Annotated in this window: 20 protein-coding genes; 2 read left to right on the top strand and 18 right to left on the bottom strand. The window is 53.6% G+C overall.

What is annotated here, in order from left to right; genetic code table 11:
* Window positions 1-178 precede the first annotated feature (178 nt).
* The 14 genes from QEN58_RS13725 to QEN58_RS13660 form a co-directional block, all read right to left on the bottom strand.
* Window positions 179-1,168, bottom strand: a complete 990-nt coding sequence (locus QEN58_RS13725) for a hypothetical protein (RefSeq protein ID WP_280104186.1) — start codon at window positions 1,166-1,168, stop codon at window positions 179-181.
* Window positions 1,161-1,703: a hypothetical protein gene (locus tag QEN58_RS13720; RefSeq protein ID WP_280104185.1), complete on the bottom strand. Its 543-nt coding sequence runs from the start codon at window positions 1,701-1,703 to the stop codon at window positions 1,161-1,163. Before QEN58_RS13720 ends, QEN58_RS13725 begins: the two co-directional genes overlap by 8 nt.
* A 117-nt stretch (window positions 1,704-1,820) precedes the next feature.
* A complete protein-coding gene (locus tag QEN58_RS13715) occupies window positions 1,821-2,273 on the bottom strand; it encodes a hypothetical protein (RefSeq protein WP_280104184.1) in 453 nt (150 codons plus the stop codon).
* 170 nt (window positions 2,274-2,443) lie between these two features.
* On the bottom strand, window positions 2,444-2,815 hold the full coding sequence (locus tag QEN58_RS13710) for a hypothetical protein (protein WP_280104182.1): 372 nt from the start codon (window positions 2,813-2,815) through the stop codon (window positions 2,444-2,446).
* Window positions 2,816-3,104: 289 nt separating this feature from the next.
* Window positions 3,105-3,314: a hypothetical protein gene (locus tag QEN58_RS13705; RefSeq protein WP_280104181.1), complete on the bottom strand. Its 210-nt coding sequence runs from the start codon at window positions 3,312-3,314 to the stop codon at window positions 3,105-3,107.
* A 158-nt stretch (window positions 3,315-3,472) separates the two neighbouring features.
* Window positions 3,473-4,465, bottom strand: coding sequence for a hypothetical protein (locus QEN58_RS13700; protein ID WP_280104180.1), 993 nt, complete (start codon window positions 4,463-4,465; stop codon window positions 3,473-3,475).
* Complete coding sequence (locus tag QEN58_RS13695) at window positions 4,458-5,000, bottom strand: hypothetical protein (protein WP_280104179.1); 543 nt, start codon at window positions 4,998-5,000, stop codon at window positions 4,458-4,460. The genes QEN58_RS13700 and QEN58_RS13695 overlap by 8 nt, the downstream gene beginning before the upstream one ends.
* 117 nt (window positions 5,001-5,117) lie before the next feature.
* Window positions 5,118-5,570: a hypothetical protein gene (locus QEN58_RS13690; protein WP_280104178.1), complete on the bottom strand. Its 453-nt coding sequence runs from the start codon at window positions 5,568-5,570 to the stop codon at window positions 5,118-5,120.
* 161 nt (window positions 5,571-5,731) lie between these two features.
* Entirely contained in the window at window positions 5,732-6,112 is a 381-nt protein-coding gene (locus tag QEN58_RS13685) for a hypothetical protein (RefSeq protein ID WP_280104177.1), read from the bottom strand.
* 78 nt (window positions 6,113-6,190) lie between these two features.
* A complete protein-coding gene (locus tag QEN58_RS13680) occupies window positions 6,191-6,646 on the bottom strand; it encodes a hypothetical protein (RefSeq protein ID WP_280104176.1) in 456 nt (151 codons plus the stop codon).
* Window positions 6,647-6,769: 123 nt separating this feature from the next.
* Window positions 6,770-7,765 carry a hypothetical protein gene (locus QEN58_RS13675; RefSeq protein ID WP_280104175.1) on the bottom strand — a complete coding sequence of 332 codons (996 nt, stop codon included), beginning with the start codon at window positions 7,763-7,765 and terminating at the stop codon, window positions 6,770-6,772.
* On the bottom strand, window positions 7,755-11,303 hold the full coding sequence (locus QEN58_RS13670) for a hypothetical protein (protein WP_280104174.1): 3,549 nt from the start codon (window positions 11,301-11,303) through the stop codon (window positions 7,755-7,757). The genes QEN58_RS13675 and QEN58_RS13670 overlap by 11 nt, the downstream gene beginning before the upstream one ends.
* Window positions 11,300-12,058, bottom strand: coding sequence for a DUF4123 domain-containing protein (locus QEN58_RS13665; protein WP_280106943.1), 759 nt, complete (start codon window positions 12,056-12,058; stop codon window positions 11,300-11,302). Before QEN58_RS13665 ends, QEN58_RS13670 begins: the two co-directional genes overlap by 4 nt.
* Entirely contained in the window at window positions 12,058-14,154 is a 2,097-nt protein-coding gene (locus QEN58_RS13660; RefSeq protein ID WP_280104173.1) for a type VI secretion system Vgr family protein, read from the bottom strand. The genes QEN58_RS13665 and QEN58_RS13660 overlap by 1 nt, the downstream gene beginning before the upstream one ends.
* Before the next feature lie 240 nt (window positions 14,155-14,394).
* Here QEN58_RS13660 and QEN58_RS13655 point away from each other — a divergent pair, with 240 nt between their 5' ends.
* Entirely contained in the window at window positions 14,395-15,111 is a 717-nt protein-coding gene (locus tag QEN58_RS13655; protein ID WP_280104172.1) for a trimeric intracellular cation channel family protein, read from the top strand.
* Window positions 15,112-15,127: 16 nt separating this feature from the next.
* Here QEN58_RS13655 and QEN58_RS13650 read toward each other — a convergent pair whose 3' ends face one another.
* Window positions 15,128-18,085 (bottom strand): translocation/assembly module TamB domain-containing protein, encoded by a 2,958-nt coding sequence (locus QEN58_RS13650; protein ID WP_280104171.1) that lies wholly within the window; start codon window positions 18,083-18,085, stop codon window positions 15,128-15,130.
* Between the two features lie 109 nt (window positions 18,086-18,194).
* On the opposite strand from QEN58_RS13650, the gene QEN58_RS13645 reads away from it, so the two are divergent.
* Window positions 18,195-18,902 carry a DUF3581 family protein gene (locus QEN58_RS13645; protein ID WP_280104170.1) on the top strand — a complete coding sequence of 236 codons (708 nt, stop codon included), beginning with the start codon at window positions 18,195-18,197 and terminating at the stop codon, window positions 18,900-18,902.
* Here QEN58_RS13645 and QEN58_RS13640 read toward each other — a convergent pair.
* The 3 genes from QEN58_RS13640 to QEN58_RS13630 form a co-directional block, all read right to left on the bottom strand.
* On the bottom strand, window positions 18,899-19,765 hold the full coding sequence (locus QEN58_RS13640) for a transglutaminase family protein (protein WP_280104169.1): 867 nt from the start codon (window positions 19,763-19,765) through the stop codon (window positions 18,899-18,901). The two genes, QEN58_RS13645 and QEN58_RS13640, sit on opposite strands and share 4 nt — an antisense overlap.
* On the bottom strand, window positions 19,762-22,170 hold the full coding sequence (locus QEN58_RS13635) for a circularly permuted type 2 ATP-grasp protein (protein ID WP_280104168.1): 2,409 nt from the start codon (window positions 22,168-22,170) through the stop codon (window positions 19,762-19,764). Before QEN58_RS13635 ends, QEN58_RS13640 begins: the two co-directional genes overlap by 4 nt.
* Before the next feature lie 82 nt (window positions 22,171-22,252).
* Entirely contained in the window at window positions 22,253-25,603 is a 3,351-nt protein-coding gene (locus QEN58_RS13630) for a transglutaminase family protein (RefSeq protein WP_280104167.1), read from the bottom strand.
* Window positions 25,604-25,701 lie beyond the last annotated feature (98 nt).

Here is a 25,701-nt window from a genome sequence, read left to right as displayed (position 1 = left end):
CGCGGGTCTAACTCAATCGCGAGTTGTCCGCCAACGCCTACCCCGGCAACCAGTTTGGCGCGAACATAAGCAATAAACTTGCCTTAATGGCTGCATTGCTAATCCAATTGTGCTCTGTGTGTGAAGCTATGTATCAGCGAATACTTTCTTCGCACACCATCCAAGGGAGGGGGTGGCTTTAACGCAAGCGAATATTCTTTTGGTACTTCTCTTCCTGTATTTTCTCTACTTCGGCTTCGCTCATATCCCGCCAATAGCGCGGATTGCGGCCTTTGCGTTTGTCGGAGGCTGCCGTGGTAGGGTCTTTGTGGCGATGGATTTCCAAGGCAGGTACATCCGGTAGCGGCTGGGAAACATCCATATAGCGTTGGATAAACTGCCACGCGGCCACCAATTCACCGGGCATATTGGTAGGCGGAAACTGCGCATCCAGCTTCTGGCGAAGCCCTGTTTCAGGGTGAAAAAGCATCAGCGAATAGGTAGGGCTACCTTGGGTATCCGGTGAGATTTCAAGGTAGGCGTCGAATTCGTAGATGGGTGCTACTAAGCGCTCTTCCCAAGCTCGTTTTGGGTTATAAATTGTGAAAAATCCATTCTGACGGTTTAGTTGCCAGAGTGGGCCTTTCCTTGCCCCCAAGACAGTAGGATGTTTTTTTGTTAATAGCTCGCACCCTTTCCATAGTAACAAGAGAATCAGCGCTATTGGCAAAGTGAGCTCAGCCATACCTATTATGGCTAAGAAAGAATCTTTTATTCTTCCATTAAAAATAGCCATAATGGAAATTAAAACAAAAGAAACGGCTAGGACAAAAATACTTAAAAACATCCCACCTTTACCAATTGCCATCATTGTAAAAATAATATTAGCAATGGTTTTGAAATTCGGGGGCATAATAGACTGTTGGTCGTAACGAACTTTCATATTATTAAAAACATCATCATTTATCCCTCCCGTTTCCGCTCTTCGTGCCTCCCATGTCAAAGAAATAGAAATATTATTATAACCATATTCTTCTTTAGTGCCGTTGTCTTGAGTACGTCTTTGCCATCCTAAGCAATATCCATTTTTACGTTGACGACCAGGATTAGCCTCATCCCACGCTACTCGTTTCGCTGGTTTATATGCCGTATCAGCGTAGTAATCTTTCGGGTTAGGTTGTTCAGACATTTAATGTTTCCTTTACCCAGTAATCACTATTAGATGATGTGCTGTCAAAGACTTCTGCCATATTGTTGGGTGTTTCCTTTAGCGGTTCAGGCGCGGGATAGAACCGATCATTGGATAGAAAAGGGACTTGCGGTACTTCTCGAAACTGCACTTGCACATTCCAACGGTAACCGATGCCTGTATGAGGCCCCCATGCACGTTTACCCACAGGTGTATAAACAAAGTAGCGAATAGAATTTGCAGATAGCTGGGTCAGTAGTGGCGTAATCTGCGTTTCAGATTCTTTCGCCCAGCCACTATAGGCCGGTGTATTGTGAGTTTTTCCTTCTAAGCGCTTAATGATTGCGATATCTTGTAGCTCAACACCCATACGAGGCAGTCCGCTTTTTACTTCAATGACCGTATTGATAGGTGTCTGCTGAAGATGCTCTTGCCACATTTGGCCCATGAGAAATGACGTAGGCGTGGGGCGGTTATGGGTATCGCCAAGCTGGGTCGTTAATGCTTCGCGATCATGTGGCTTTCGGCAATTCATACCATCACTCACTGGGATTAATTTAACCCATTAAGCCACGCTACCGCCGAGGCAGGCGCGTAGTAGCGACTTCCTTGAGAGTGTTGTTTGATACAATGACTGGACTGCGCCTACCGGCTAACGCAAACGAATATTCTTTTGGTACTTCTCTTCCTGTATTTTCTCTACTTCGGCCTCGCTCATATCTCTCCAGTAGCGCGGGTTACGGCCTTTGCGCTGGTCAGCGGCTGCCGTGGTAGGGTCTTTGTGGCGATGTATTTCCAGAGCAGGCACATCCGGTAGCGGCTGGGAAACATCCATATAGCGCTGGATAAACTGCCACGCTGCAACCAATTCTCCGGGCATGTTGGTAGGCGGGAACTGCGCATCCAGCTTCTGGCTAAGTCCTGTTTCAGGGTGATAGAGCATTAGCGAATAGGTAGGGCTACCTTGGGTATCCGGCGAGCTTTCAAGGTAGGCGTCAAATTCATAGATAGGTGCCGCTAAGCGCTCTTCCCAAGCTCGTTTTGGGTTATAAATCGTAAAAAAACCATTCTGACGGTTGAGTTGCCATAGGGGAGCTTTTCGCATTCCATAAAAAAATCGAGGGAATTTACTCTCTAAAAAGCGACCACCCTTCCAAATAACCAATGAAATCAGTGCTATTGGTAAAAAAAACTTAGTATTAGAAAGCATCGACGAAACAAAATATCCAAGGTCATTTTTACCAAAAATCAAAGAACTCAAAAATATTAAGGATATTAAGAAAAAAAACATATTAAAGACATCCATAAAAAAACTATTCCAAAACCCATTAAAACATATATGCATTTCGATAAAAAACTATAGTGTGGAGGCATGACTGATTGATGATCATATCGAACTTTTAACGCATTAAAAACACTATCTTCTGCTCTTAACTTCGCTCTCCTTGCTTCCCAGTTCTTAGATATAGCTAAATTATTATGACCATACTCATCCTTTGTACCATTATCTTGAGTACGGCGATACCATGTTAAATGTGAACCGCTGATACGTTGATGATCTGGATTAGCTTCCTCCCAATCCACCCGTTTAGCAGGTTTGTAGGCAGTTTTCGTGTAGTAGGCTTTTGGGCTAGGTTGATCAGACATTTAATGTTTCCTTTACCCAGTAATCACTATTAGATGATGTACTATCAAAAACTACTGCTATATTGCTGGGTGTGGCTTTAAGCGGTTCAGGAGCAGGGTAGAACCGATTAGTGGGCAAATTAGGCACTTGCGTTGCCTCCCGAAATTGTACTTGCGCTTCCCAACGGTATCCGGTGCCCGTCTGAGGCCCCAAGGCACGTTTACCTACTGGCGTATAAACAAAGTAGCGAATGTAATGCGCAGAAAGCTGAGTCAGCAGTGGCGTAATCTGCGTTTCAGATTCTTTCACTCAACCGCTAAATACCGGTGTATTGTGAGTTTTTCCTTCTAGGCGCTTAATGATTACTACATCTTGTAGCTCAACCCCCATGCCGGGTAGGCCGCTTCTTACTTCAATCACCGTATTGATAGGTGTCTGCTGAAGATGCTCTTGCGACATTTGGCCCATTAAAAATGACGCAGGTGTGGGATGATTATGGGTATCGCCCAGTTGGTTCATTATGCATCGCGCTCTTGTGGCTTTCGGCATTTCATGTATTCACTCAAGAGAACTAATTTAAAACATTAAGCCCACGCTACCGCCAAGGCAGGCGCTTGGTAGCGCCTGCCTTAATAATTTTGTTAGATTAAATGACTGGTCGCTGCCCCCTACGGGCCTTAGCGCAAACGAATATTCTTTTGATACTTCTCTTTCTGGATTTTCTCTACCTCGGCTTCGCTCATATCCCGCCAATATCGCGGATCACGGCCTTTGCGTTTGTCAGCGGCTGCCGTGGTAGGGTCTTTGTGGCGGTGTATTTCCAGAGCAGGCACATCCGGTAGCGGCTGGGAAACAACCATATAACGCTGGATAAACTGCCACGCTGCCACCAATTCACCGGGCATATTGGTAGGCGGAAACTGGGCATCCAGCTTCTGGCGAAGCCCTGTTTCAGGGTGAAAAAGCATCAGCGAATAGGTAGGGCTACCTTGGGTATCCGGCGAGCTTTCAAGGTAGGCGTCGAATTCATAGATGGGTGCTACTAAGCGCTCTTCCCAAGCTCGTTTTGGGTTATAAATCGTGAAAAAACCATCCTGCCGATTGAGCTGCCATACTGGGGTTTTTCGCATTCCATAAAAAAAATCAGGAGACAATTTCTCAAGCAACCTCCCACCTTTCCATAGGAAAACTAAACTTAAAAAAACAGGTGAAACAAAAATGAATACAGCACTTATATCTTTTATAAGCTCTTCTAATTCACCCATCAAGATTGATTTAACTGATAGGCCTAAACTCATAATAAAAAAAACCCACAAGCTAAGAAAAGCCCCTCCCTTGCCTATGCCCATGGTGGTAAACAATATTCCCGAAATTTTCTTATAACTAGGCGGAAGGATAGCCTCATGGTCATAATGGACTCCAATTTCCTTAAACGTCTCGCTGCCCTCTAAGTTACCCTCAGCTTTTCTAGACTCCCACCTTTCAGAAATTTCAATGTTATTATATCCATACTCGTCTTTAGTACCATTATCCGGAGTACGGCGATACCACGTTAAACGCGAACCTCTAATACGTTGTCGATCTGGATTAGCCTCCTCCCAATCTACCCGTTTAGCTGGTTTGTAGGCAGTATCAGCATAGTAATATTTTGGGTTAGTCTGATCAGACATTCAATGTTTCCTTTACCCAGTAATCACTATTAGACGACGTACTATCAAAGACTTCTGCTATATTGCTGGGTGTGGCTTTAAGCTGTTCTGGAGCAGGGTAGAACCGATTAGTGGGCAAATAAGGCACTTGCGTTGCCTCCCGAAATTGTACTTGCGCTTCCCAACGGTATCCGGTGCCCGTCTGAGGCCCCAAGGCACTTTTACCCACTGGCGTATAAACAAAGTAGCGAATGGAGTGCGCAGAAAGCTGAGTTAATAGTGGCGTAATCTGCGTTTCAGACTCTTTCACCCAACCGCTAAATGCCGGTGTATTGTAGGTTTTTCCTTCTAGGCGCTTAATGATGACTATATCTTGTAGCTCAACCCCCATGCCGGGTAGGCCGCTTTTAACTTCAATGACCGTATTAATAGGTGTCTGCTGAATATGTTCTTGCCACATTTGGCCCATTAGAAATGATGTAGGCGCGGAGCGGTTATGGGTATCGCCCTGATGGGACGTTAATGCTTCGCGATCATGTGGCTTTCGGCAATTCATACAATTACTCACTGGAACTAATTTAACGGATTAAGCCACGCTACCGCCGAGGCAGGCGCGTAGTAGCGACTGCCTTGAGAGTGTTGTTGGATACAATGACTGGACTGCGCCTACCGGCTAACGCAAACGAATATTCTTTTGATACTTCTCTTTCTGGATTTTCTCTACCTCGGCTTCGCTCATATCGCGCCAATATCGCGGATCGCGGCCTTTGCGTTTGTCAGCGGCTGCCGTGGTAGGGTCTTTGTGGCGGTGTATTTCCAAGGCAGGTACATCCGGTAGCGGCTGGGAAACATCCATATAGCGCTGGATAAACTGCCATGCTGCCACCAGCTCGCCGGGCATATTAGTAGGCGGGAACTGCGCATCCAGTTTCTGGCGAAGTCCTGTTTCAGGGTGATAGAGCATTAGAGAATAGGTAGGGCTACCTTGGGTATCCGGCGAGCTTTCAAGGTAGGCGTCGAATTCGTAGATGGGTGCTACTAAGCGCTCTTCCCAAGCTCGTTTTGGGTTGTAAATCGTAAAAAAACCATTCTGACGGTTTAGTTGCCAGGGAGGGAATTTTTGCATTTTATAAAAGAATCTCGGAAATTTTTTTTCAATAAATCGGCCTCCTTTCCAAAAAAATAAAGAGATTGAAACTATTGGAAAACAGAAGAGAAAACTCGTAGCAAAGGCTGACTTAAAATATTCAAAATCTTGACCTCCTATAAGCCAATGTGCCGCTATAACTAGGACAAGAAAAAAAATGCAACTATGAACATATAAAAAGAGCCTTTGCCAAAGGCCATGGAAATAAATAAAACTTGAGATAAAGCACTATAGCTAGGAGGTATGATTTTTTTATTATCATAATGAACTCTCATGACTTTGAAAGCATCAGCCCCCTTCACTATCAACTCAGAGCGCCTATTCTCCCAATTATTTGAAATGGCAATGTTATTATAGCCGTACTCATCCTTAGTACCGTTATCCTGAGTACGACGATACCACGTTAAACGTGAGCCGCTGATGCCTTGACGATCTGGATTAGCTTCCTCCCACGCTACCCGTTTAGCAGGTTTGTAGGCAGTATTGGCGTAGTAGTCTTTTGGGTTAGGTTGATCAGACATTTAATGTTTCCTTTACCCAGTAATCACTATTAGATGATGTGCTGTCAAAGACTTCTGCCATATTGCTGGGTGTTTCCTTTAGCGGTTCAGGCGCGGGATAGAACCGATCATTGGATAGAAAAGGGACTTGCGGTATTTCTCGAAACTGCACTTGCACATCCCAACGGTAACCGATGCCTGTCTGAGGCCCCATGCACGTTTACCCGCAGGCGTATAAACTAAGTAGCGAATAGAACTTGCAGATAGCTGGGTCAGTAGTGGCGTAATCTGCGTTTCAGATTCTTTCGTCCAACCGCTATAGGCTGGTGTATTGTGAGTTCTTCCTTCTAGGCGCTTAATGATTGCGACATCTTGTAGCTCAACCCCCATGCCGGGTAGGCCGCTTTTAACTTCAATCACCGTATTGATAGGTGTCTGCTGAAGATGCTCTTGCCACATTTGGCCCATGAGAAATGACGTAGGCGTGGGGCGGTTATGGGTATCGCCCAGTTGGGTCATTAGTTCATCGCGCTCCTGTGGCTTTCGGCATTTCATGTATTCACTCAAGAGAACTAATTTAAAACATTAAGCCCACGCTACCGCCAAGGCAGGCGCTTGGTAGCGCCTGCCTTAATAATTTTGTTAGATTAAATGACTGGTCGCTGCCCCCTACGGGCCTTAGCGCAAACGAATATTCTTTTGATACTTCTCTTTCTGGATTTTCTCTACTTCGGCTTCGCTCATATCTCTCCAGTAGCGCGGGTTACGGCCTTTGCGCTGGTCAGCGGCTGCCGTGGTAGGGTCTTTGTGGCGGTGTATTTCCAGGGCAGGCACATCCGGTAGCGGCTGGGAAACATCCATATAACGCTGGATAAACTGCCATGCTGCCACCAGCTCGCCAGGCATATTGGTAGGCGGGAACTGCGCATCCAGTTTCTGGCGTATCTGCTGGAAGGGATGATAGAGAATCAGCGAATAAGTGGCACTGCCCTGGGTATCGGGGGAGCTTTGCAGAAAGGCGTCATACTCCCAAAAGGGAGCTTCCAGGCGTTTCTCCCAGGCTGTTTTGGGGTCATAAATAGTGAGTAGGCCTGTTTGCCGGTTTAGCCGCCAAAGGGGGGCTTTCCGCATGCCATAAAAAATAGACGGGTGTTTCCCCTCCAAGTATCTCCCCCCTTTCCAAAGAACCAAGCTCGTCATAACAACAGGAACAAAAAACTGAGCACTAACCAGCATGGAGGACAAGAAGTAATCAACATTATTCCCACCAAATAACCAATGAAAAGAAATAATTAAAAAGAGGAGAAAAAAACTAGCAGTCGACATAAAAAAGAACACTATTCCAAAAGCTGTTGCAACATGAAGAACTCTGGTTAGTGCTGTGTGATGAGGAGGCATAATAACCTGATGATCGTAGCGCACCTTCATTCCCTTGAAGATGTCATCTCCTTCCAAGCTTTTTTCAATACGCTGATCCTCCCAGTTCTGAGAGATAGCGATATTATTATGACCATACTCTTCATTCGTTCCATTATCCTGCGTACGCCGGCTCCAGGATAGCCGCGACCCGATAATGGTATCCCGCTCAGGATTCGCCTCTTCCCACTGCTGGCGCTTGGTGGGCGTATAGGCAGTGTCGGCGTAGTAATCACCCAGGTTCTCTTTAGCGGACATTAAGCCTTTCCTTTATCCAGTAGTCATCTGCGGCTTCCTCAACGCTGAGGATGGTCGACATATCTTCCGGCATTGCCGTCAGCGGTGCAGGTGCAGGGTAGATGCGTCTGCTGGGGCGCAGCGGTACCTGTGTCACTTCACGAAGTTGTACCTGAATGTCCCAGCGGTACTCGGTCACGCTACCAAAGCCTCGCATTGGCTCGTTGGCCGGAGAGTGCACATAGTAGGTGATGTGCTGTGATCCCAGCTGTGTAAGTGCAGGATGAATTTGCTTCGAGGATACTTCATCCCAACTGCTGCCGCCTGGTGAGCGATAGTGGGCACCTCGTACTAAACGTAGCACTGCCACATCATTCAACTCGATACCCATCCCAGGCAGGGCGCTGCGCACCTCGATGGCGGTATTGATGGATTGGCGCGTATCGAAATGCTCCTGCCATAAGCGCCCGATCGGCATGGCCGTTTCATTGGGGGAAGTATGCGTCTGACCAAGCCGGGCCAATAAGGCATCGAGCTCCACAGGGGGGACTCTGCGCAGCGAAACCTGAATATTGGCGAGCAGGCTTTGCAGGCGATAGTAGGCTTCCTCCGCCTCCTCCAACCATGGAGCCGTGCCACGCTGGTTGCCGAAGGGGCCATGCTTTATCCACTGTTCTAGCGGCCCGTCAGTCAGCAATACGCCGACTATGCCACCACCAAGCAGTAGCGCCAGACCGACCCAGCCCACTGGACCGCTAAATAACATCAACATCGTCGCACCAGCCGCCGCCACACCGAAGGCCATGGAGGCATCAGTATCACCTTTGCGCATTCGTTCAATAGCTTCCCAGGCCATTGATACAGCCACTAGTAACGCTGCGCCTTTGGAAACCACCCAATTGACGCGAATGATACTCGGGAAAAAACGGCTAATAATGTTAGCCTGTCCATTGCGCAATAAAACTTTCTGACTGAAATTACTTGTACTCTCAATAGCTCGAAATGTTCGATTCCGTCGAGTCAAGTAATCACTAATATTTAATATAGCAAGACTTAGATCAACCGAGGCTGCGAAGAAGCCAACAACTTCCTTTAACCTTAACTCGTCCTTAAAAACACTAGCACTCTGCCCCAAATTTACCGACTGAATAACAACCATCATATAGGGCAATCGAGTAACATTAGTGGCACGTTCGACAAAGCCTATTCGACTCCGACCTCGACGCACTAGCTCAACAGCGCGCGAGTCGGCAGGCGCAAATACAAAGCGTACGTCGCGCGCTTCGCCTACCTCTCCCATGGCGTCTATCCGTTGCTTACTAGTGCCGCCTAGCAACTCACCGCTGGAGGTACGGTAGATCTCGCCATAGAACTGGCGATGGTTATTGCGAGCGATGTACTCCCTTTCAGCGGCATCGACACCAAACCGCATGCCGGTTTTTACGTCTTCCACGCCGATCAGTATGTAGCGCCCCAGGTCGACGTCTCCCATCGGCTGGAAAGTGAGGTCGCCGAGCAAGCGATGCAGAGCCCCGCGGGAGGCATTGAAGGCAGGCATGTATAGTTTACCCGCTACGGCTGTGCGTTGACTTTCATCTGCCACTTGGGCTAGTAGGTTCTGGCCGCTTTCGGCTATTTTCGCGAACACGGTATCCAGGGCATCGGCCCAGCGCTTAAGCTCGCTTGGCGCACTGGTACGCGCCATGGCAGCCAATAAGGATGCTTCAAAGGTCTGCAGGTCGTCCTTGCCCGGCACCTCGCTGCGCTCACCTTCCTCGGCCAGTGCTTTAGCTCGGAAACGGCCACTACCGTCATTAACCTCATCCTCTGGCAGTATGAAGGGGTACTCGGCGGGGTGGGCATGACTGTCGGGGAAGCACATGGCGTGCAATGGCTCGCGGCTGTCCTCCTCCAGCAAGGTAAGCAGTGTGCGCTGAGCTTTTCCGGCATTCGCAGTATGGAACAGACTGGGGATATCCTCATCCACTAAAGTGTCGACACGCTTTGGATCGAGACTCAGAGCGGTGAAGCACTGCTCCGCGAAGCAGAAGCCGCTGACGTAGTCGCTGCCCTCAAGGCTGAAGTAGTCGGCCAACACCCGCTGGTAGTCTGCGCTAGCCAGCAGGTCAGCTAACCGAGTCTGGTGAAACTCCCAAAACCGATGTGCAATGTCGCGAGACAGCGTGGCTACGCTGGTGTGGAACTCCCCACCTAGGTAGTTTAGCGCTGGTTCCGAGGCGAAACGCCGCAACGGATTGTTTTCACCGCCGATGCGCTCGGGCATGACGCGCTTTTGAAGCAGCACGGCGCTGCGATAATGCGGCCGAGAGGCGCAGCGCTCAAGCAGCAGCGTCAGGTAGTTTTGGGCCAGCTGTGCCTGACTAAGCGCATGGCGTAGTTCGAACAGGGAATCGTTAATGACAAGCCCTGGTATTTGGCGTTCTCGTGCATCCGCTAGGATATCGTTACCTTCGGGAAGATCGTCCCACACCGGTGGTTCGTCGTCCTCTTGCAACTGTGTGGCATCGCGATTGGGTTGGCATACCACTTCAACGGCGGCGCTACGCAGTCCAACGTCACGCCTTAAGGGTGAATTGTCGCGATTGGCTTCGTTCCAGGCGCCGTTTACCGCCTCCGAGCCACCACTATCAAAGCGTTGCTGCTCGCTCAAGGCTTGCTGATAGCGTTCAGCGACGCTGCTGCCCGAAATATCCTCGGTCCAGAGCGGCGGGTGCACGAGTTGCGTTTCGAGGCTGGAGCTACGCCCTCTCTGTGGCACCAGCCCTTCGGCCGCAAGCAACTGACCACTTGCGATACGTCCGGAGGGATTACGCAGAGAAACAGGCTGGAAGCGCTGATTGATGGCCGTGGGATCGGATTCCAAGCAGTTCAGTCTGGCCGCCGACCATTGAACATCTGAAAAGGCTACCTTGATCTCACTGCTTAGCCAGCTAGAAGCACAACGTGCAGGAAGCCAAATTTCAGTTAAGGGCTGGCCCGTAGACGAGCGTTGATCATCAATGAACCTCGCACTTTCATCGCGATGCTTAGCGAGATCTACGTCCCGAAATTGCCATTCGTCGGACTCGGACACACCCACCTCAATTTCTCGCCATATAGATCCTTGATAGTGGATATACAGGTAGCCGGGGCGGCTCGGCAGGGCATGAGAGGCATCATCAACAAGGGATTGCCAAAGGGCGAGCGGCACAATGGGCTGAACAACATACTGCTGGAAAACCGTATCACGTTCATGCTCCTGCCAGGGGGTTTGGCCCACACCCGCAAACAGCGGTACACGTATTGGATCACCTTCTTCGCTGGCAATCTCTAACCAGACATTACGATCTGGTTCTGCCTCCCACTCCCAGCTGTGGATACGGCTTATCGGTTCTGGCAGATCCTCTTCTTCTACAGCATCTGTTAACCCAGGCTGCTCTTGCTCGTCGTGTTCATCATAAAAAAAGAACCGATGACCTTCAGGGTGTTCTTTGCCAAGTACCTGGATAAACAGTTTGGGTTCTTCGCATGCCTTATGTTGGCTCAGTTCCTGACTCATACGGTGCTCTCTGCCGTGTCGCTAACCGGATTATGATTTTCAGCTGGGAATAACGCTTGTTGTGCTATATCACTGTTCAAGAAACGTTGTCGTATTTCCATATCGTCCAACGACTCACCTGGGCTTCTATACTGTTTAAATGCTCTCGTTAATCGAATATACCGTTCAAGAGCTTGCTCTTGATGCTTGGTCAGTTTTAGCACATGGCCGGTGGTAGGCATTCTCTCATCCGTTTGATCACCTGCTTCCAGTGCTTGCCACAGAGGGGATGCCGTGTGTTTAACTCCCATCTCGTCGCCTTGCCATATCCACTGGTCTATTGGCCCAAACCACTGCCTACTAACCCCTTCAGGATAACTAAATATCGCAGCAGCAATATCGGGGTGGTAAAACCGCAACATCCCTTTTCGGTTGCCGTAAAATGTTACTTCCAGACAGCTTCGCAAGTGGGCTAATACTTCGTTTCTCGGGGCGTGACTAGCGATAACGACCCCAGGCGCAATTCCCCTTCTTGGATCGGCAGAAAATGTTTCTAGAATGCCTCTAGTAACTTGGTTCAAAGGCATCATGATAGGGCTACGCTTCAAAAAATCTTTATAACGGGTCTGAAGAAACAACCAATCAAAATCAACATTGGGCAATTGCCGATATAGCGACGATAACGTGTTGCCGCTTTCTTCCAGCACCAGCCAATACTGCAGCCCATTATTCTGATTTAGCAGTTGCGATAACGTGCTTGCTTGAATGACTTTCATCACGCGACATTGTTCCTGCAGGGGCAGTCAGCTAACGGGCAGCTTCCATCACGCTGCAATTGGCAAAGCTCAACCAAAGGAATGTCATCAGCCATTGCTTGCTCAAGCCGTTTACCAAAAACAGGCCCCATGGTGACATCCTCACTTACCTCCGCCACCGCATGCCCTGGCAGGAGGGGGCTTTCCACCGCTTGGCCGCTGCCGCTACCGGGGCTGCCGCCCGCGTTGACGCGCACTTTGGGGCCGACCATGGTGACGCCGCCACCGTCCAGTTTGAGAAAACTGCCGCCAGCGTTCAGGCTGAGTTCGTCACCGGCTTCCAGCACTACTTTGTGGCCTGCTTTGATGTGCAGTTCTCGGCCGCTTTCGCTGAGCCAGGCTTGGCCCGCGCTGATATGCAGCGTGCCCTGTACCGTTAGGTGCTGCTGGCCTTCGGTGTGCTGGAAGCGGTTGCCGTGCACCGTGTGGTGGTCGTCGTTATCGATCTCGCTGATGCGGTCATTATTGACCTTCAAGAAGCTGTCGTTACGGATCTCTTCAATGCGGTCGTTGAGGGTTAACAGCTCCAGGTCTTTCTGGGCATGGAGCCAAATCTGCTCTTCGCCCGCTTCATCCTCAAAGCGCAGCTCGTTAAAGCCTTCAGCCTTGTGGCTTTGGGTGCGCAGCACCGTGCGGGTTTTGTGTTCCGGCAGCGGGTAGGGCGCGGTGTTCACGGCGTGGTAGGTACGCCCGGTGATCAGTGGCTGATCCGGGTCGCCTTCTAAAAAAGAAATAATCACTTCATGGCCGATACGCGGGATGGCGATACTGCCGTAGCCACCGCCTGCCCAGCCTTGGGCGACCCGTACCCAGCAGCTCGCTGTCTCATTAGGTTCGGCGTAGCGGTCCCAGGGGAACTGTACTTTGACCCGGCCGTGTTCGTCGCAGTGAATCTCTTCGCCTTCGGGGCCGACCACGAAGGCGACCTGAGGGCCATCGACGCGGGGTTTGGGATTCGGCGTTGCTCGCCAGGGGGCATCACCGGGGATGAGGGTGACCTGGTTGTAATAAAGAGTCATACCATTTGCATCACCTTGAGTGATGCCATCTTCTTCCAGCGCCTGGGGTTGCTCGCCGTGGTGGGCCACTTCAATGGCTTGCCAGTCGCGGTTGAGGCTGTCGGTGTCGTGGTCGGTCAGGGTGAAGCGAAGGCCAGGGGCGAGTTCGGGCAGGTCACTTTCGGCGTTGGCGGTGAGCGCTTCACGACGTAGCTGTTCCAGACGAATGCGCGTAAAGGGCTTGCCGGAGGCGTCCTGCTTATAGCGGCCGGGGTAGTCGTAGTGTTCGTAGTCAGCATTCTGACCATGCGCTTCTACATCGCGGCCTAGATGTTCATGCAGCTGCGCATACGCTGGATTTTTAAAGCTGTAATCCTTCAGCGTGGCGGAAGCGGCGGCGACTCTAGCGGTGTGGCTGAGTTTGCGTACATGGCGCATGGGGGCGGTGCCTCCCGCCCGGCTGTGATAGGAGCGTTCGCCAACGCTTACGAGCACTTGGGGGTCGTCGGCGAAGATCAGCCGGTGGGCGCCGCCGTCACGCGCTTCAAATTCATGGAAGTAGAACAAGCCTTCTTCGGCGGCCAGGCGCTCGATAAAGGCGAGGTCGGTTTCGCGATACTGAACGCAATACTCCCGCTGCTCCGGCTCGCGGGTGACCGCAAAGGACACGTCGGTAATGCCGCGTTCATCGCAGAGGGTATTAATGATGGTGAGCGGGTCGGCTTTTTGGAAAATACGCGAGTTCTGGCGCAGCGAGAGCCGCCATAGCGCGGGGCGCAGCACCAGGGAGTAGAAGGTGCGGCGGTGTCCTCGGTCACCCCGGCCAAATTCGCTAACGATACCGTGTACTCGACGCAGCGGTTCGCCGTCCTGCCAGATGGTCAGGGTGGCTTCGCGATCCAGCAGTTCAGCAGCATCAAGACTGCCGTCCCGGCTCGCCAGGTTCAGCACCAGCTCAAAGGGCTGGGAGAGCGCCTCGCGGTGGGTAAAATCGATCACCGCTACGTCATCAACGCCGGGCAAGGCTAAGGTGAATCGCAAACCGCTGCTGAGTGCCATGCCCCCTCCTGGGATAATAGCTAAACGTAACCAAGATAAATGAGAAACGATCAGGATAACGACCTAGACCCAGACAACAACCCCCGTTGGGCAGCTAACGGCAATGTCTTACAAATGGTGTAGTCAATGTCTTACAAATTAGCGGTATTATGATTAAAAAATGAGCAGTGCCGCACTCCTTCACGCTGACTAGAGTGCTATCCTGCCTGCCTTCATAGATAGCGAGCAAAGGAGAAGGGCGTGTCGGGCGTGGTCTACTGGCTGGATATGGCGGGTGTCATCGTGTTTGCGCTCTCGGGGGTGATTTTGGCGTGCCGGTCGCGCATGGATCCGATAGGCATGCTGGTGCTGGCAGCGGTGACCGGCATTGGTGGGGGCACGCTGCGCGATTTAGTGCTCGGTGTAAGACCGGTGTTTTGGGTCACCGAGCCAACCTATCTGTGGGTAATTTTAGCCACGGTGGGTGTCTCGCTGATGGGCTTTCACTATATCCACCGCCTTTCGCGCGGTTTTTTACCGATCGCCGATGCGTTTGGGCTGGCACTTTTCACGGTTATTGGCGCTCATAAAGCGCTGCTGCTGGGTACCTCTGGCATGGTGGCAGTGTTGATGGGCATGATGACCGGCGTAGCAGGCGGCATGATCCGCGATGTGTTGGCCCAACGAGTGCCCATGGTATTGCGCGAAGAGGTCTATGCGACGGCAGCGATGGCTGGGGGAATTGTTTATGTGGCACTGCATGCGCTGGAGGCGCCGCTAACCATGGCGATTGCCGCCTCACTAAGCGTTACCCTGGGGCTGCGTTTGGCGGCGATCTATTGGCATTTGGCGTTGCCGTTATTTGCTTGGGTCACGGTGCCGCCGAAAACCCATGATGAGGCGGCGGCACCGCTCTCTACGCCGCAAAAGGCTAAAGAACGCGTCAGGATGATTCGTCGTGAGCGCAAAAAACGCTAGGCAACGGTTATTTGTATTACTTGCCATTGGCCTCCCGCCAGCGATCAAACCAGCGGCGCGGTTGAATAACTTTTAACGTTGGTTCGCTGTCCTCAAGTTCTACTCCCAATCCAAGTACGCCAAGGCGCGCGTAAAGCGCGCCATCCGCGCTGCGCTCTGCCAGAGTGACATCGGAAAGTAGCAGCAGCGGGCCACCGGTGAGCGTCAAGTCGCTAAGGCTGATCTGCTCGCCGCTGATCTCTAGCAGCGCCGTGCCCTCAATGTCGTGAACATTCAGCAGTCGCCCGAGCCAGTCGCTATCCCGTGCGCGGGCGAGAAATAGCCGGGCGAGCAATCCGGTATCACGCATCTCAAGGTGGAGCTGGCTGGCGAGACGAATAGGGTCTTCCCACGCTAACTGCGCATCCAGCATGGAAAGCGTTACCCACCAACCGGCATCGGCAGAGCCGTTTTCACTTTGTCGGCTAACATTCTCCAGGCGTAGGAATGAGTCATCGGCAATAAAGCGACGCGTTTCCAGGTCGCCGTCGGTGAGATTTAAGGCGAGATGCACGTCGCCGCGAAGCTGCTGATCCAGCAGTGCTAACTCTGCGCCAAAGGCGCGCAGGGTAATTTCACCCTGGGCGTTTAAGCCTTCCAGCAGCCACTCGCTTTCCAGGCTGGCTTGCCCATCCAGCAACGTAATACCTGCACCTTCGGGCAGGTAGCGGTTGTAACGGGTGAAGTCGGGCACCTCGGTAATCGGTAGCGCAATACGCGTGGTGAAGTACTCTGGCTGGGCAGATTCAAGCACATCGCTAAAGCGCTCGGTTTGCGTGGTGAGGGCAAAATGACGACCTTGTAGGTGGGGGCTGTCATCGTCTTGGCGCCTGAGGGTAAAGCGGGGGATGCCAAGCGAGAGCTGGGCCTGCTCGGTGCTGTCCAGTTGGGCGGTGAGTTCTCCACGCCCGGTGGCGAGATAGTCTAAAAACATGACCTCTAGCTGGTCAGCGTTGACCCGCAGCCGAGTAGGCGCCTGCAAGCGGTTATTGCGAAAGGCGCCTTGAGCAAAGAGCTGGCCTTCTCCCGCGATGGCCAAGCCGTGAGCGTCAGGCAAAAACGCATTTAAAAAGCCCAGCCGTTGCACGCTTCCTTCTAGTGAAAATTGCCCGCTTGGTACGTTATCTCGGCGTTGAAAACGACCATCATTTAACACTAATACGCTTGCTAAGCGCTCACTAGGTTGGTCGACATCGGCCACTTGCCAGCTCAACCGGGTGCCGCTGATATCCAGCGTTGAGCCATCCATTGCCGCCTGCTGAACAGGCAGGAAAAGCTGCATATCACTGGTTAACGTGCCGTCTTGTTCACCGTGTTGCCAACGAGTGGTAAGCCCGTTTCCGGCTAAATGCACCTCTCCGCTGAGCTGTTCTGATGCCATGGAGAGCTGGCCATGGCTAGTGGCTTCCCCGCTGAGCAACTGCAGTGGCGCTGGGTCAGGTAAAATGGCGCCTAAATAGGGTTGTAAAACGTCAATATTAGGCAGGCGTGCGGATTGCCAGCTTAACGTCGCGGATGCCTCTTCGCGGGCTTTTTCAGGATCCACTGGGCTCAATGCCACGACGTTGATAGCGGCATCGTCAAGCAGCAGGCGCTCTTGGTGGTGCAGCGTGGCGTCGGTAAAGTTAAACGTTGCTTCAATGTCCTCCTGCGGTGTCAGTTGGGCATTAAGCGAGCCGCCTCCCTGGGCGGTGAATCCCCGTATATCCGCTTTCAACTCGGGTGCTTGAATGCTCAACTGGGCATCAAAAGGGCGCGATTCGCGAATGTTGGCAGAGGCCTCAATTTGGCCATGGCCTGAAACGCGGATGTCTCCTGGTTCAGTGCTCGCTGCTTCTGCATCGGGCGAAAGATACCGGTTCAGCATATCCAGGCGGGTGATGTCACCTTGCAAGGCTAGGGTCGCCGCCGTGGGAAGGTCGAGTTGATCCAGGCGCTGATTGGGAACTTGGGTAGCAAGGCGTAGTTCGGCGTGCTGTGCGTAAGGGTGTGTGTCTGCTAGTTCAACATCGGTCAGTTGCGTTGAAAAATGCAGTTGATCGTTCTCAACCGTCAAGCGAACCTGGCCTTCACCCTTAGCCGTGTGGCGAGGCGGTGGGTTATCCGCCACTAGCCAGCGCGGCGCGTCACTAGGCCTGCGCAGACGATGCTCATCAACCGTTAAGCTCATCGATGGGGCGTCCAGCATCAGTTCGCTGCCAGGTTGTAACTTGCCAGCGGTTAGCTCCAGCTCACCCGTTAGAGTCCCGCCCCCCGCTAGGGTTAGCCAGGGCAGGGCATCTAGGTAGGGCATAAAGACATCCCAGGCATCTGCCTGGGCATCCAACTGTAGCTGTGCGGATAGCGCGGCAACTAAGTCAGGATTCAACTCGCCGCTGGTGGCGTTGACAGGGGTTATCGTTTTGAGCGTCGCCTCTGCGTTAAGATTGATAGCGCGGACTAAGTGCACTTGATCACTCAGGCGAACTAAACGACCATTACTAATAGCGAGGGAAACGTTAGGGATCGCTAAGGTGTCGCGACTCAGCGTGGTCTCCGTTACGTGTAGTTGGCCGTCCGCTTCAAGTGCGATGTCACCCACGGTCAAACGGCGAATCCCTTTGGCATCGAGTGCGTCGATATGCAGTTCACCGCGCAACAGGGCCAGTAGCGAGAGCGAAAGAGTGGCGCGTTCGGCCTCTATCGAGATGGGCAGTATTTCATCTTCACGGGCTAAGTAGAGCCCCTCGACTTCCCAGCGGCCAGGGTGCCGGCTGACGCCTTGCTCCCAGTGGATGTCGATGCCCTCAAATTGTGAAATACGCGCTGGCAGCCACTGGCTATTAAGCAGCCAATAACTGCCCACCACCCAGATAAGGATGAGAAACAGTAGGCTAATCAATACCCTCCGCAATAGGCGAGGCAGGCGATTTTTACGAGCGTTCGCGTCTGGCATAATGGTTTCCCTAGCAGATAACTCCTGTTTGGGCGTGTTTTATGGCATTATGCGCGGCGTTGGGCAGTGACGGGTTTTCGATTTCAACGCTAGGCAGGCAACAAACGCCATGTTCAAGGATTTTTACGCGCAGCGCGGGGAGTATGTAGTGATCTCCGCAGAGCAGGCCAGTCGCTTTGCAAAAGGCGTGGCTGGTGACTACAACCCTATTCATAACCCGGATGCACGCCGTTTTTGTGTGCCCGGTGATCTGCTGTTTGTGCTGATACTCACAAAGTTTGGGTTGTCGCGGCAAATGGAATTTCGCTTCACCAACATGGTAGGGGCTGACACGCCACTGAAGTTTAGCGAAGCAGACGATGGTGTCCTTCATGTCTGCGATGAGAGCGGCAAATGTTACCTACAGGTTGTGCGTAGCGGTGACATTACCCACGATCCCGCTGTGGTGGAAGCGTTTGCGCGTTGCTATGTCGCGTTTTCAGGCAAAAATTTTCCCCACTACCTCAAGCCGCTGATGGAAGAGCACGGGGTTATGTTTAACCCTAAACGCCCATTGGTGATCTACGATAGCATGGGCTTTTCACTGGAGCGCTTGGATGGCCTTTCGCCTGGTTTGACGCTGAACCACTCTTCGCTAGAGGTTCACGGTAAACGCGCCGATGCGTTGCTGGAGTTCTCAATTGAGTCCGCTGGTGAAGCCGTAGGGATGGGGTCTAAAAAGCTGGTAGTCAGCGGCCTTTGTGACTACGACGCCGATGAAATGGCCGCTATTGTAGAAGAGTTTTATCGCCTCAAGGCCGCCTACGAGTCGGCCTAGTCTTTAGTAGGCATCACATCGACTTCGACTTCCAGGCGATGCTCGCCGCCTCCGTTCATAACGCCTTTGAGCGGAGCGACATCGGCGTAATCTCGCCCCCAGGCCAACACCGGGTGTTGCTCGCCTGCCACGGTGCCGTTGGTGGGGTCGAGGGCCAGCCAGCCCCATTCGGGAATCCAGGTAGCCAGCCACGCATGGGAAGCATCTGCGCCTATTAGTCGTGGCTGACCTGGTGGCGGTTGGGTTTCTAAATAGCCGCTGACATAGCGTGAGGCGAGACCTACCGAGCGTAATGCACCAATCGCCAAGTGAGCAAAATCCTGGCATACGCCGCGTCGGCTGGCGAGTACCTCGCTTAGCGGTGTCGCTAGCGTGGTGAAGCTGGGGTCGTACTCAAACGTTTTGTAGATTAGCTCATTAAGTGCCAAAGCAGCCTCAACTATCGGCCTGCCTGGGGTAAAGCAGCTGTGGGCAAAGTTGGCTAGCTCGTCGTTACGGCGGATAAACGGTGAGTCGAGGCGGTAAAGTTGAATGTCAAAGTTGTTGTTCTGGCTAAGCTGCTGAGCAACCTGTTCCCACGTAGTTGAGGCGGTTGGTAGCGCCGCTAAGGGTTGCGTGCTTAGCGGCGTTACTGCCGTGACATCCAGCGTTTGATGGACGTCCTCCATAGCGAAATAGAGCACTCGATTGCCGAATACATCGCGGCGCTCCATCTGTACCTGCGGCGCGGGGCTGATTTGCAGTTCTGACGCGCCACACTGCTGGTGCGGCGTTTTGCGCGGTAGCACCCGCGCTTCGCTATGGCACAGTGTTACTGGCGCGCTGTAGTGATAGCGGGTGGTATGGCGCAGTGTGTAGTTCATGCATTGGGCCCCATGCTGATTAACTGGCGTGGCCTCTCTACATGGCTGAAATGACTCTGGCTAATGGCTTCAGAAAGCGCGCTTAAAGGTTCAATGAGCGCATCCAGCAGTTGCGCTAAGGCGTCTTGTGCCTCTGAGGTGTCGGCCAAGTGGCTTAAGCGATCAATGTCGGCCAGGTGAAGCACCGCATTGGCCTGAATTAACAGCCGTCGCTCCGCGTTGCGGTAGGGCGATGAGCTGCCCGGCAGGCGATCCATCTGACGCTCAATGCGCCTAAGCATATAGCCCACCGAGCGAGGATTGGTTTCATCGAACAGCAGTAGATCGAGAATCGCCGCAGGGTGAAGCTCGCTGCGGTAGCGGCGGCGGTAGGCGGTAAAGTTATCGGTGGTGGCGAGCACGACTTCCCATAGCGCCAGCCCCGGCGAGTGCGGTGCATTGAGGGTAAGCTTGAGCAGCGAGAGCAGGCCCAGCACGCGATCCAGGAAGCGACCAATATCCATAAACCGCCAGCCGTAGTGATGCGGCATGGTTTCGTTACACAGTCCGAAGAAGGCGGCAAGCTGTGCAGATAGCCCTTCGCAAGCGCGCCGCGCCGCGCTGGCCCCTAAGCTAGGGTTGAAGGTGGCCATGCGCTGGCGCAATTGGTGCACTACCCGCCAGGAGTCATCGCCTAAATGGTCGCGTACGCTGCGTGCGTTGCGCATTAACTGTGCAAAAAGTGGCTGCAATGCCTGAGGGTCTACGTCATCAAACTGGGCCAGCAGCGCGGCGCGCTTTAGGTCAAAGCCAATCAGCGGTGCCTTTAGTCGCTGTTCGTCCTCTTCGTTTAACGTGGTGATATCCAGTGCTAGCAGGAGTTCATCAAGCAGTTGATCGGCGATCTCATCCTGGTCGTACTCCATTAACCTCATCAGCGCTTCACGCAGCAGTCGCGCGCGGATGTCTAAGCGCTCACCATAGCGGCCTAACCAGAATAGGCTTTCGGCTACTCGGCTGGGTAGGTCGGTGCCGTCACGGGTAGCCACCACCGGGCCGCGGGCCTGTCGGAGCTGGCTGACATGGGGCTGGGGAGAGGCCGCCGTAACCCACACATCCTTAACGATGGTGCTGCTTAAGGACGGCGAGCCAGGCTCGCCGACCCAGGCTAACCCCCCGGGCATTACTTGGTACTCGCCAGCCGAGCTGCTTTTGGCAGTGGCATTGGGTGTGCGTGTTACAAAACAGCGCAAGTTGAGCGTGGTGGGCTCCAGGCGCTGTAAGTGGCTATCAAAAATTGGTGCAGTGGCGGGTCGAGTCGAGGCATCGGCGTTGGGCAGCAGCAGGGTTTCACCCAGCAGATGCTCGCACAGCATCGGTAAGTAGTCCGCTAACACCGGGGCTTCCAAAATGCCCACTCCTAAAGCGTTCGATAGTGCCACGCCGCCTGCGCGCATGGCCTGCAGTAACCCGGGTACGCCCAACTGCGAATCGCCGCGCAGCTCCAGCGGGTCGCAATAAGCGTCGTCGCAGTGTCGCAGTATTACATCGACTGGCTGCAAACCGCCCAGGGTGCGTAGCCACACCTGGGTATCACGAACGACCAAATCCTGGCCTTCTACCAGCGCAATATTAAGGTAGTTGGCTAGATAGGCGTGCTCAAAATAGCGTGGGCTCCCCGGCCCCGGCGTTAATAAGATAAGCGTAGGGTTATCGCGGTGCTGATAGGCCATGGCGATCAGCGTGCGGTGGTGTAGGTCAAGAAACCCCGCTAACCGCTTTAATGGTGCATTGCGATACATATCCGGGAGCGCGCGGGCCATCAGTATGCGGTTTTCAAGCGCAAGCCCAGTACCTGATGGCGCCTGTAGGCGGTCTGCCATCACTCGCCACTGGCCCTGCGCATCCTGAATCACATCCACTCCATGGAAAATAATCGGGGCGCGATCATTGGGCAGCGACTGGTGGCAGGGCAGTAATAAAAGCGCTGAAGCTAGCAGTTCCTGGGTGGGAAGTAGCCCCGCCTCAAAGAGCGTTTTGGGCCCATAGATATCGTCGTAGAGGGCGCTCAGCAGACGACTGCGTTGGATGAGCCCAGCTTCTAATGTATGCCACTGTGTTTCTTCAATCACCCAGGGTAGCGGGTCGAGCCGCCACGATCGTCCCTGGGTTTCATCATGCATATTGAAAATTACGCCGTTTTCAGCCAATAGGCGCTGAATCTCGTCATGCTGCTGGTGACGCCCCGTCGAACCTAGCGCCTCCAATGAGCTGAGTAAACTCTGCCAACCGGGGCGTAACTGCCCCTGACCATCGAGCATGGCGTCAAACGTGCCGGGCTGTCCCTTGCCTAGCTGATGTAAGTAGTCCTCAACGAGCCCGTTAGCGACGGGCGCGAGAAGTGAGGGAGAGACAGGGGCCGTCATTATCCTTGTAATCCTGATGGGTAAGGGGCGGATTATCCTGTACCGGGCGTTAAGAGAAAAGCCTTAGCTTTGTTAAAAAACTTTAACTAGGCGTCCAACGCAGGTCGAGGGTTTGCGGCAGTTCCAGGCTAGGCGTTTCCAGCTTGGGAACCTGATGGCCATGGCGATGGCCACTGTCACTAAAACGCCCCAGCCTTCGCGCTTCGGCTTCAAACGCATTGACCGGGAAGGTGTCAAAATTACGCCCTGTGGGGTGCACCACGTAGTAGGTACAGCCCGCTACTGAGCGCTGGTTCCAGGTGTCGATGACATCAAACACCAGCGGCGCGTGAATGGGAATTTGCGGATGCAGCGCCGAGGGTGGCTGCCAGGCGCGGTAACGCACCCCGGCCACCGCTTCGCCGTTTCTGCCGGTTGCTGAAAGGGGTATCCGGCGACCGTTGCAGGTGACCACGTAACGATCACCGCTCATGCCGCTGACTTTGACTTCCAGGCGCTCCACAGAGGAATCTACATAGCGGGCAGTGCCGCCAGCCGAGGCCTCTTCACCCAGTACATGCCAGGGTTCGATGGCTTGGCGCAGCTCGATATCCAGCATGGGGGTATGTAAGCGCCCGTGCAGCGGGAAGCGGAACTCCAGGAAGGGGGCGAACCACTCCAGATCAAAATCGAAGCCGTGGCGGCGCAAGTCACCCAGCACATCGTCAAGGTCGCTCCACAGGTAGTGGGGCAGCATCCAGCGATCCTGAAGCGCGCTGCCCCAACGCACCGGCTTGGCTCGGTAGGGCGTTTTCCAGCAGCGCGCGACTAATGCGCGGATCAGCAGCATCTGCATCAGCCCCATGCGGGCGTGGGGCGGCATCTCAAAGCCACGCAGTTCCAGTAAGCCAAGGCGTCCGCTGTCGCTATCCGGCGAATAGAGCTTGTCGATACAGAACTCGGCGCGGTGAGTATTGCCGGTTAAGTCGGTGAGCAGGTGGCGCAATAAGCGATCGACCAGCCAAGGCTGTACCACTTCGCCTTCGGGCATTTGCTGCAGGGCGATCTCCAACTCATAGAGCGCTTCATGGCGCGCTTCATCCACTCGCGGCGCCTGGCTGGTGGGGCCAATAAACAGACCTGAAAACAGATAAGAGAGACTCGGGTGGTGCTGCCAATAGGTCACTAAACTGGCCAGTAGATCCGGGCGACGCAAAAACGGTGAGTCGTCAGGTGTCAACCCGCCCAGGGTGACGTGGTTACCACCGCCAGTGCCGGTATGGCGCCCATCCAGCATAAATTTCTCTGTGCCCAGGCGGGTTTTTCGCGCTTCTTCATACAGCCGTTCTGTTTGTGCCACCAGGGTTTGCCAACTGGCCGCGGGCATAATGTTCACTTCGATCACGCCGGGGTCAGGGGTGATCATAAAGTTTTCCAGGCGCGGGTCTCTCGGTGGCGAGTAACCCTCTATCATGACCGGGCAAGCGAGCTCCTTGGCGCACTCCTCAACGGTGCTAATCAGGTCAAGGTAGTGCTCTAAACTGGTCAGTGGCGGCAGGAAAATATGCAGGCGGCCATCCCGTGGCTCCACACATAGGCTGGTATGAATGACGCTACTTTCCCGGTCGATGTTTGCCCGGGGCTGCTGTTGAACGGATTCGCCCTCGGGATGCGATGGGCTAGGGTGGCTTGAGCGACCCAAGCGTTCGGCATCGCTGATATGCAGTTGTTCGGCGTTGCGGCGGGCAACCTCACCGTGAATATCGCCCAATTCAGGCCGGGGCGCGAACAGTGATTCAGGCTGGGGCTGCTCCTCTGGGTCAGCCCAGGGCAGTGCCGAAAGCGGCAAGCGTAGCCCCATGGGTGAATCGCCGGGTACCAGAAATAAGTGGTCGCGTTTGAGTGGCCAGCGGCCGCTCTCCCAGCGGTGGGCTTGGCTGATCGAGTGGCGCAGTGGCAGGGCGTAGCCCACCACTTCGTCCAGGCCTTGCTCTAACAAACGGGCTAAGCGATGGCGTTCAGCGTCATCTTTGAGATTGGCTTCCCGTGGGTCAACATTGACTGGCAGCGACTGCTCTTTCCAAAGGTAGTAGTAGGCATCCTCAAACGCCGGAATCCAATAGCGTTCGGCAAGGCCCAGGCGTTCGCTAAGGGCCTTGGTGAAGCGTTGCACCATCGCATTATCAACGTCTACCTTGGGGGCGCCTTCCATACAGGCCAGCCACTGGGGATCTCGCCATAGCGGCACGCCATCTTTACGCCAGTAGCAGGCCAGCGCCCAGCGGGGCAGCGGTTCGCCGGGGTACCACTTACCCTGCTGTTGCTGAATGGCGCTGCCGGGCGCATAGGCGGCTTGCAGCCGGGATAGTAGTGCCTCGGCGCGTTCGCGCTTGTGCTCGCCTAACGCTTCGGTATTCCACTGCGGGCTCTCCATATCATCGACGGATACGAAGGTGGGTTCGCCTCCCATGGTGAGTCGTACATCCTGCTGCAAGAGTTCAGCGTCCACTTGGTCGCCCAGTGTGCAGATACGCTGCCACTGTTCATCGCTATAGGGCTTGGTGACACGTGGATCTTCATGGATGCGCTCGACTTCCATGGTGACATCAAAAGTGACTTCACACTTATCCGAAAACCCGGTGATGGCGGCGGCGCTACCGGTCGTTGGAGTGGCAGCGAGGGGAATGTGTCCTTCACCGGCAAACAGACCCGAGGTGGGGTCGAGACCCACCCAGCCTGCCCCTGGCAGGAAGACTTCGGTCCAGGCGTGCAGGTCGGTGAAGTCCACCTCGCTGCCGCTAGGGCCATCCAGCGCTTTAACATCGGGCTTGAGCTGAATGAGGTAGCCGGACACAAAGCGTGCGGCAAGGCCCAGATGGCGGAAAATCTGCACCAGCAACCAAGCGCTGTCGCGGCAGGAGCCGCTGGCGAGTGTCAGCGTCTCTTCGCAGCTCTGAACACCAGGCTCCAAGCGTACTAGGTAACCTATGTCATCCTGAAGTCGCTGATTAAGCGCCACTAAGAAATCGACGGTGGTCGTCGGTTCGCGTGGCACGGCTTTGAGCCACTCCATCAGCCGCGGCCCTGACTCGGTGATTTCAAGATAGGGGCTTAGTTCCTGGCGCAGCGCGTCCGGGTAAGCAAAAGGAATTGTTTGCGCAATATCGTCCAAGAAGAAATCGAACGGGTTGATCACCGTCATCGGCGCGATTAGCTCGACGGCAATGGTTAACTCTTTGCGGGGTTCAGGGAACACCACGCGGGCATTGAAGTTGCCAAACGGATCCTGTTGCCAGTTTAAAAAGTGGTCGTCGCCGGAGAGTTTGAGCGAGTACGCTTCGATATGAGTGCGGCAGTGGGGCGCCGGGCGCAGCCGAATAACATGGGGCGAAAGACGCACCGGACGGTCAAAGTGGTAAGTCGTACGATGATACAAGGCAACGCGAATGGTCATGGGCCACCCTCTAAAGAACCGTTATCAACCGGTTGGCTGGGCTAAGGAATAACCGAACGTTTCGCAAGTATCGTTCCACTTTTACTTTTTTGCAGCCG

Origin of the sequence: Halomonas alkaliantarctica (assembly GCF_029854215.1) — a bacterium.
Lineage (GTDB): Bacteria > Pseudomonadota > Gammaproteobacteria > Pseudomonadales > Halomonadaceae > Vreelandella > Vreelandella alkaliantarctica_A.
This window is presented reverse-complemented; position numbering and strand designations above follow the sequence as displayed.

Coding starts and splice junctions, on each gene's coding strand:
- QEN58_RS13725 (WP_280104186.1), bottom strand. CDS start 1,168: ATGTCTGAACAACCTAACCCGAAAGATTACTACGCTGATACGGCATAT.
- QEN58_RS13720 (WP_280104185.1), bottom strand. CDS start 1,703: ATGAATTGCCGAAAGCCACATGATCGCGAAGCATTAACGACCCAGCTT.
- QEN58_RS13715 (WP_280104184.1), bottom strand. CDS start 2,273: ATGCGAAAAGCTCCCCTATGGCAACTCAACCGTCAGAATGGTTTTTTT.
- QEN58_RS13710 (WP_280104182.1), bottom strand. CDS start 2,815: ATGTCTGATCAACCTAGCCCAAAAGCCTACTACACGAAAACTGCCTAC.
- QEN58_RS13705 (WP_280104181.1), bottom strand. CDS start 3,314: ATGAACCAACTGGGCGATACCCATAATCATCCCACACCTGCGTCATTT.
- QEN58_RS13700 (WP_280104180.1), bottom strand. CDS start 4,465: ATGTCTGATCAGACTAACCCAAAATATTACTATGCTGATACTGCCTAC.
- QEN58_RS13695 (WP_280104179.1), bottom strand. CDS start 5,000: ATGAATTGCCGAAAGCCACATGATCGCGAAGCATTAACGTCCCATCAG.
- QEN58_RS13690 (WP_280104178.1), bottom strand. CDS start 5,570: ATGCAAAAATTCCCTCCCTGGCAACTAAACCGTCAGAATGGTTTTTTT.
- QEN58_RS13685 (WP_280104177.1), bottom strand. CDS start 6,112: ATGTCTGATCAACCTAACCCAAAAGACTACTACGCCAATACTGCCTAC.
- QEN58_RS13680 (WP_280104176.1), bottom strand. CDS start 6,646: ATGAAATGCCGAAAGCCACAGGAGCGCGATGAACTAATGACCCAACTG.
- QEN58_RS13675 (WP_280104175.1), bottom strand. CDS start 7,765: ATGTCCGCTAAAGAGAACCTGGGTGATTACTACGCCGACACTGCCTAT.
- QEN58_RS13670 (WP_280104174.1), bottom strand. CDS start 11,303: ATGAGTCAGGAACTGAGCCAACATAAGGCATGCGAAGAACCCAAACTG.
- QEN58_RS13665 (WP_280106943.1), bottom strand. CDS start 12,058: ATGAAAGTCATTCAAGCAAGCACGTTATCGCAACTGCTAAATCAGAAT.
- QEN58_RS13660 (WP_280104173.1), bottom strand. CDS start 14,154: ATGGCACTCAGCAGCGGTTTGCGATTCACCTTAGCCTTGCCCGGCGTT.
- QEN58_RS13650 (WP_280104171.1), bottom strand. CDS start 18,085: ATGCCAGACGCGAACGCTCGTAAAAATCGCCTGCCTCGCCTATTGCGG.
- QEN58_RS13645 (WP_280104170.1), top strand. CDS start 18,195: ATGTTCAAGGATTTTTACGCGCAGCGCGGGGAGTATGTAGTGATCTCC.
- QEN58_RS13640 (WP_280104169.1), bottom strand. CDS start 19,765: ATGAACTACACACTGCGCCATACCACCCGCTATCACTACAGCGCGCCA.
- QEN58_RS13635 (WP_280104168.1), bottom strand. CDS start 22,170: ATGACGGCCCCTGTCTCTCCCTCACTTCTCGCGCCCGTCGCTAACGGG.
- QEN58_RS13630 (WP_280104167.1), bottom strand. CDS start 25,603: ATGACCATTCGCGTTGCCTTGTATCATCGTACGACTTACCACTTTGAC.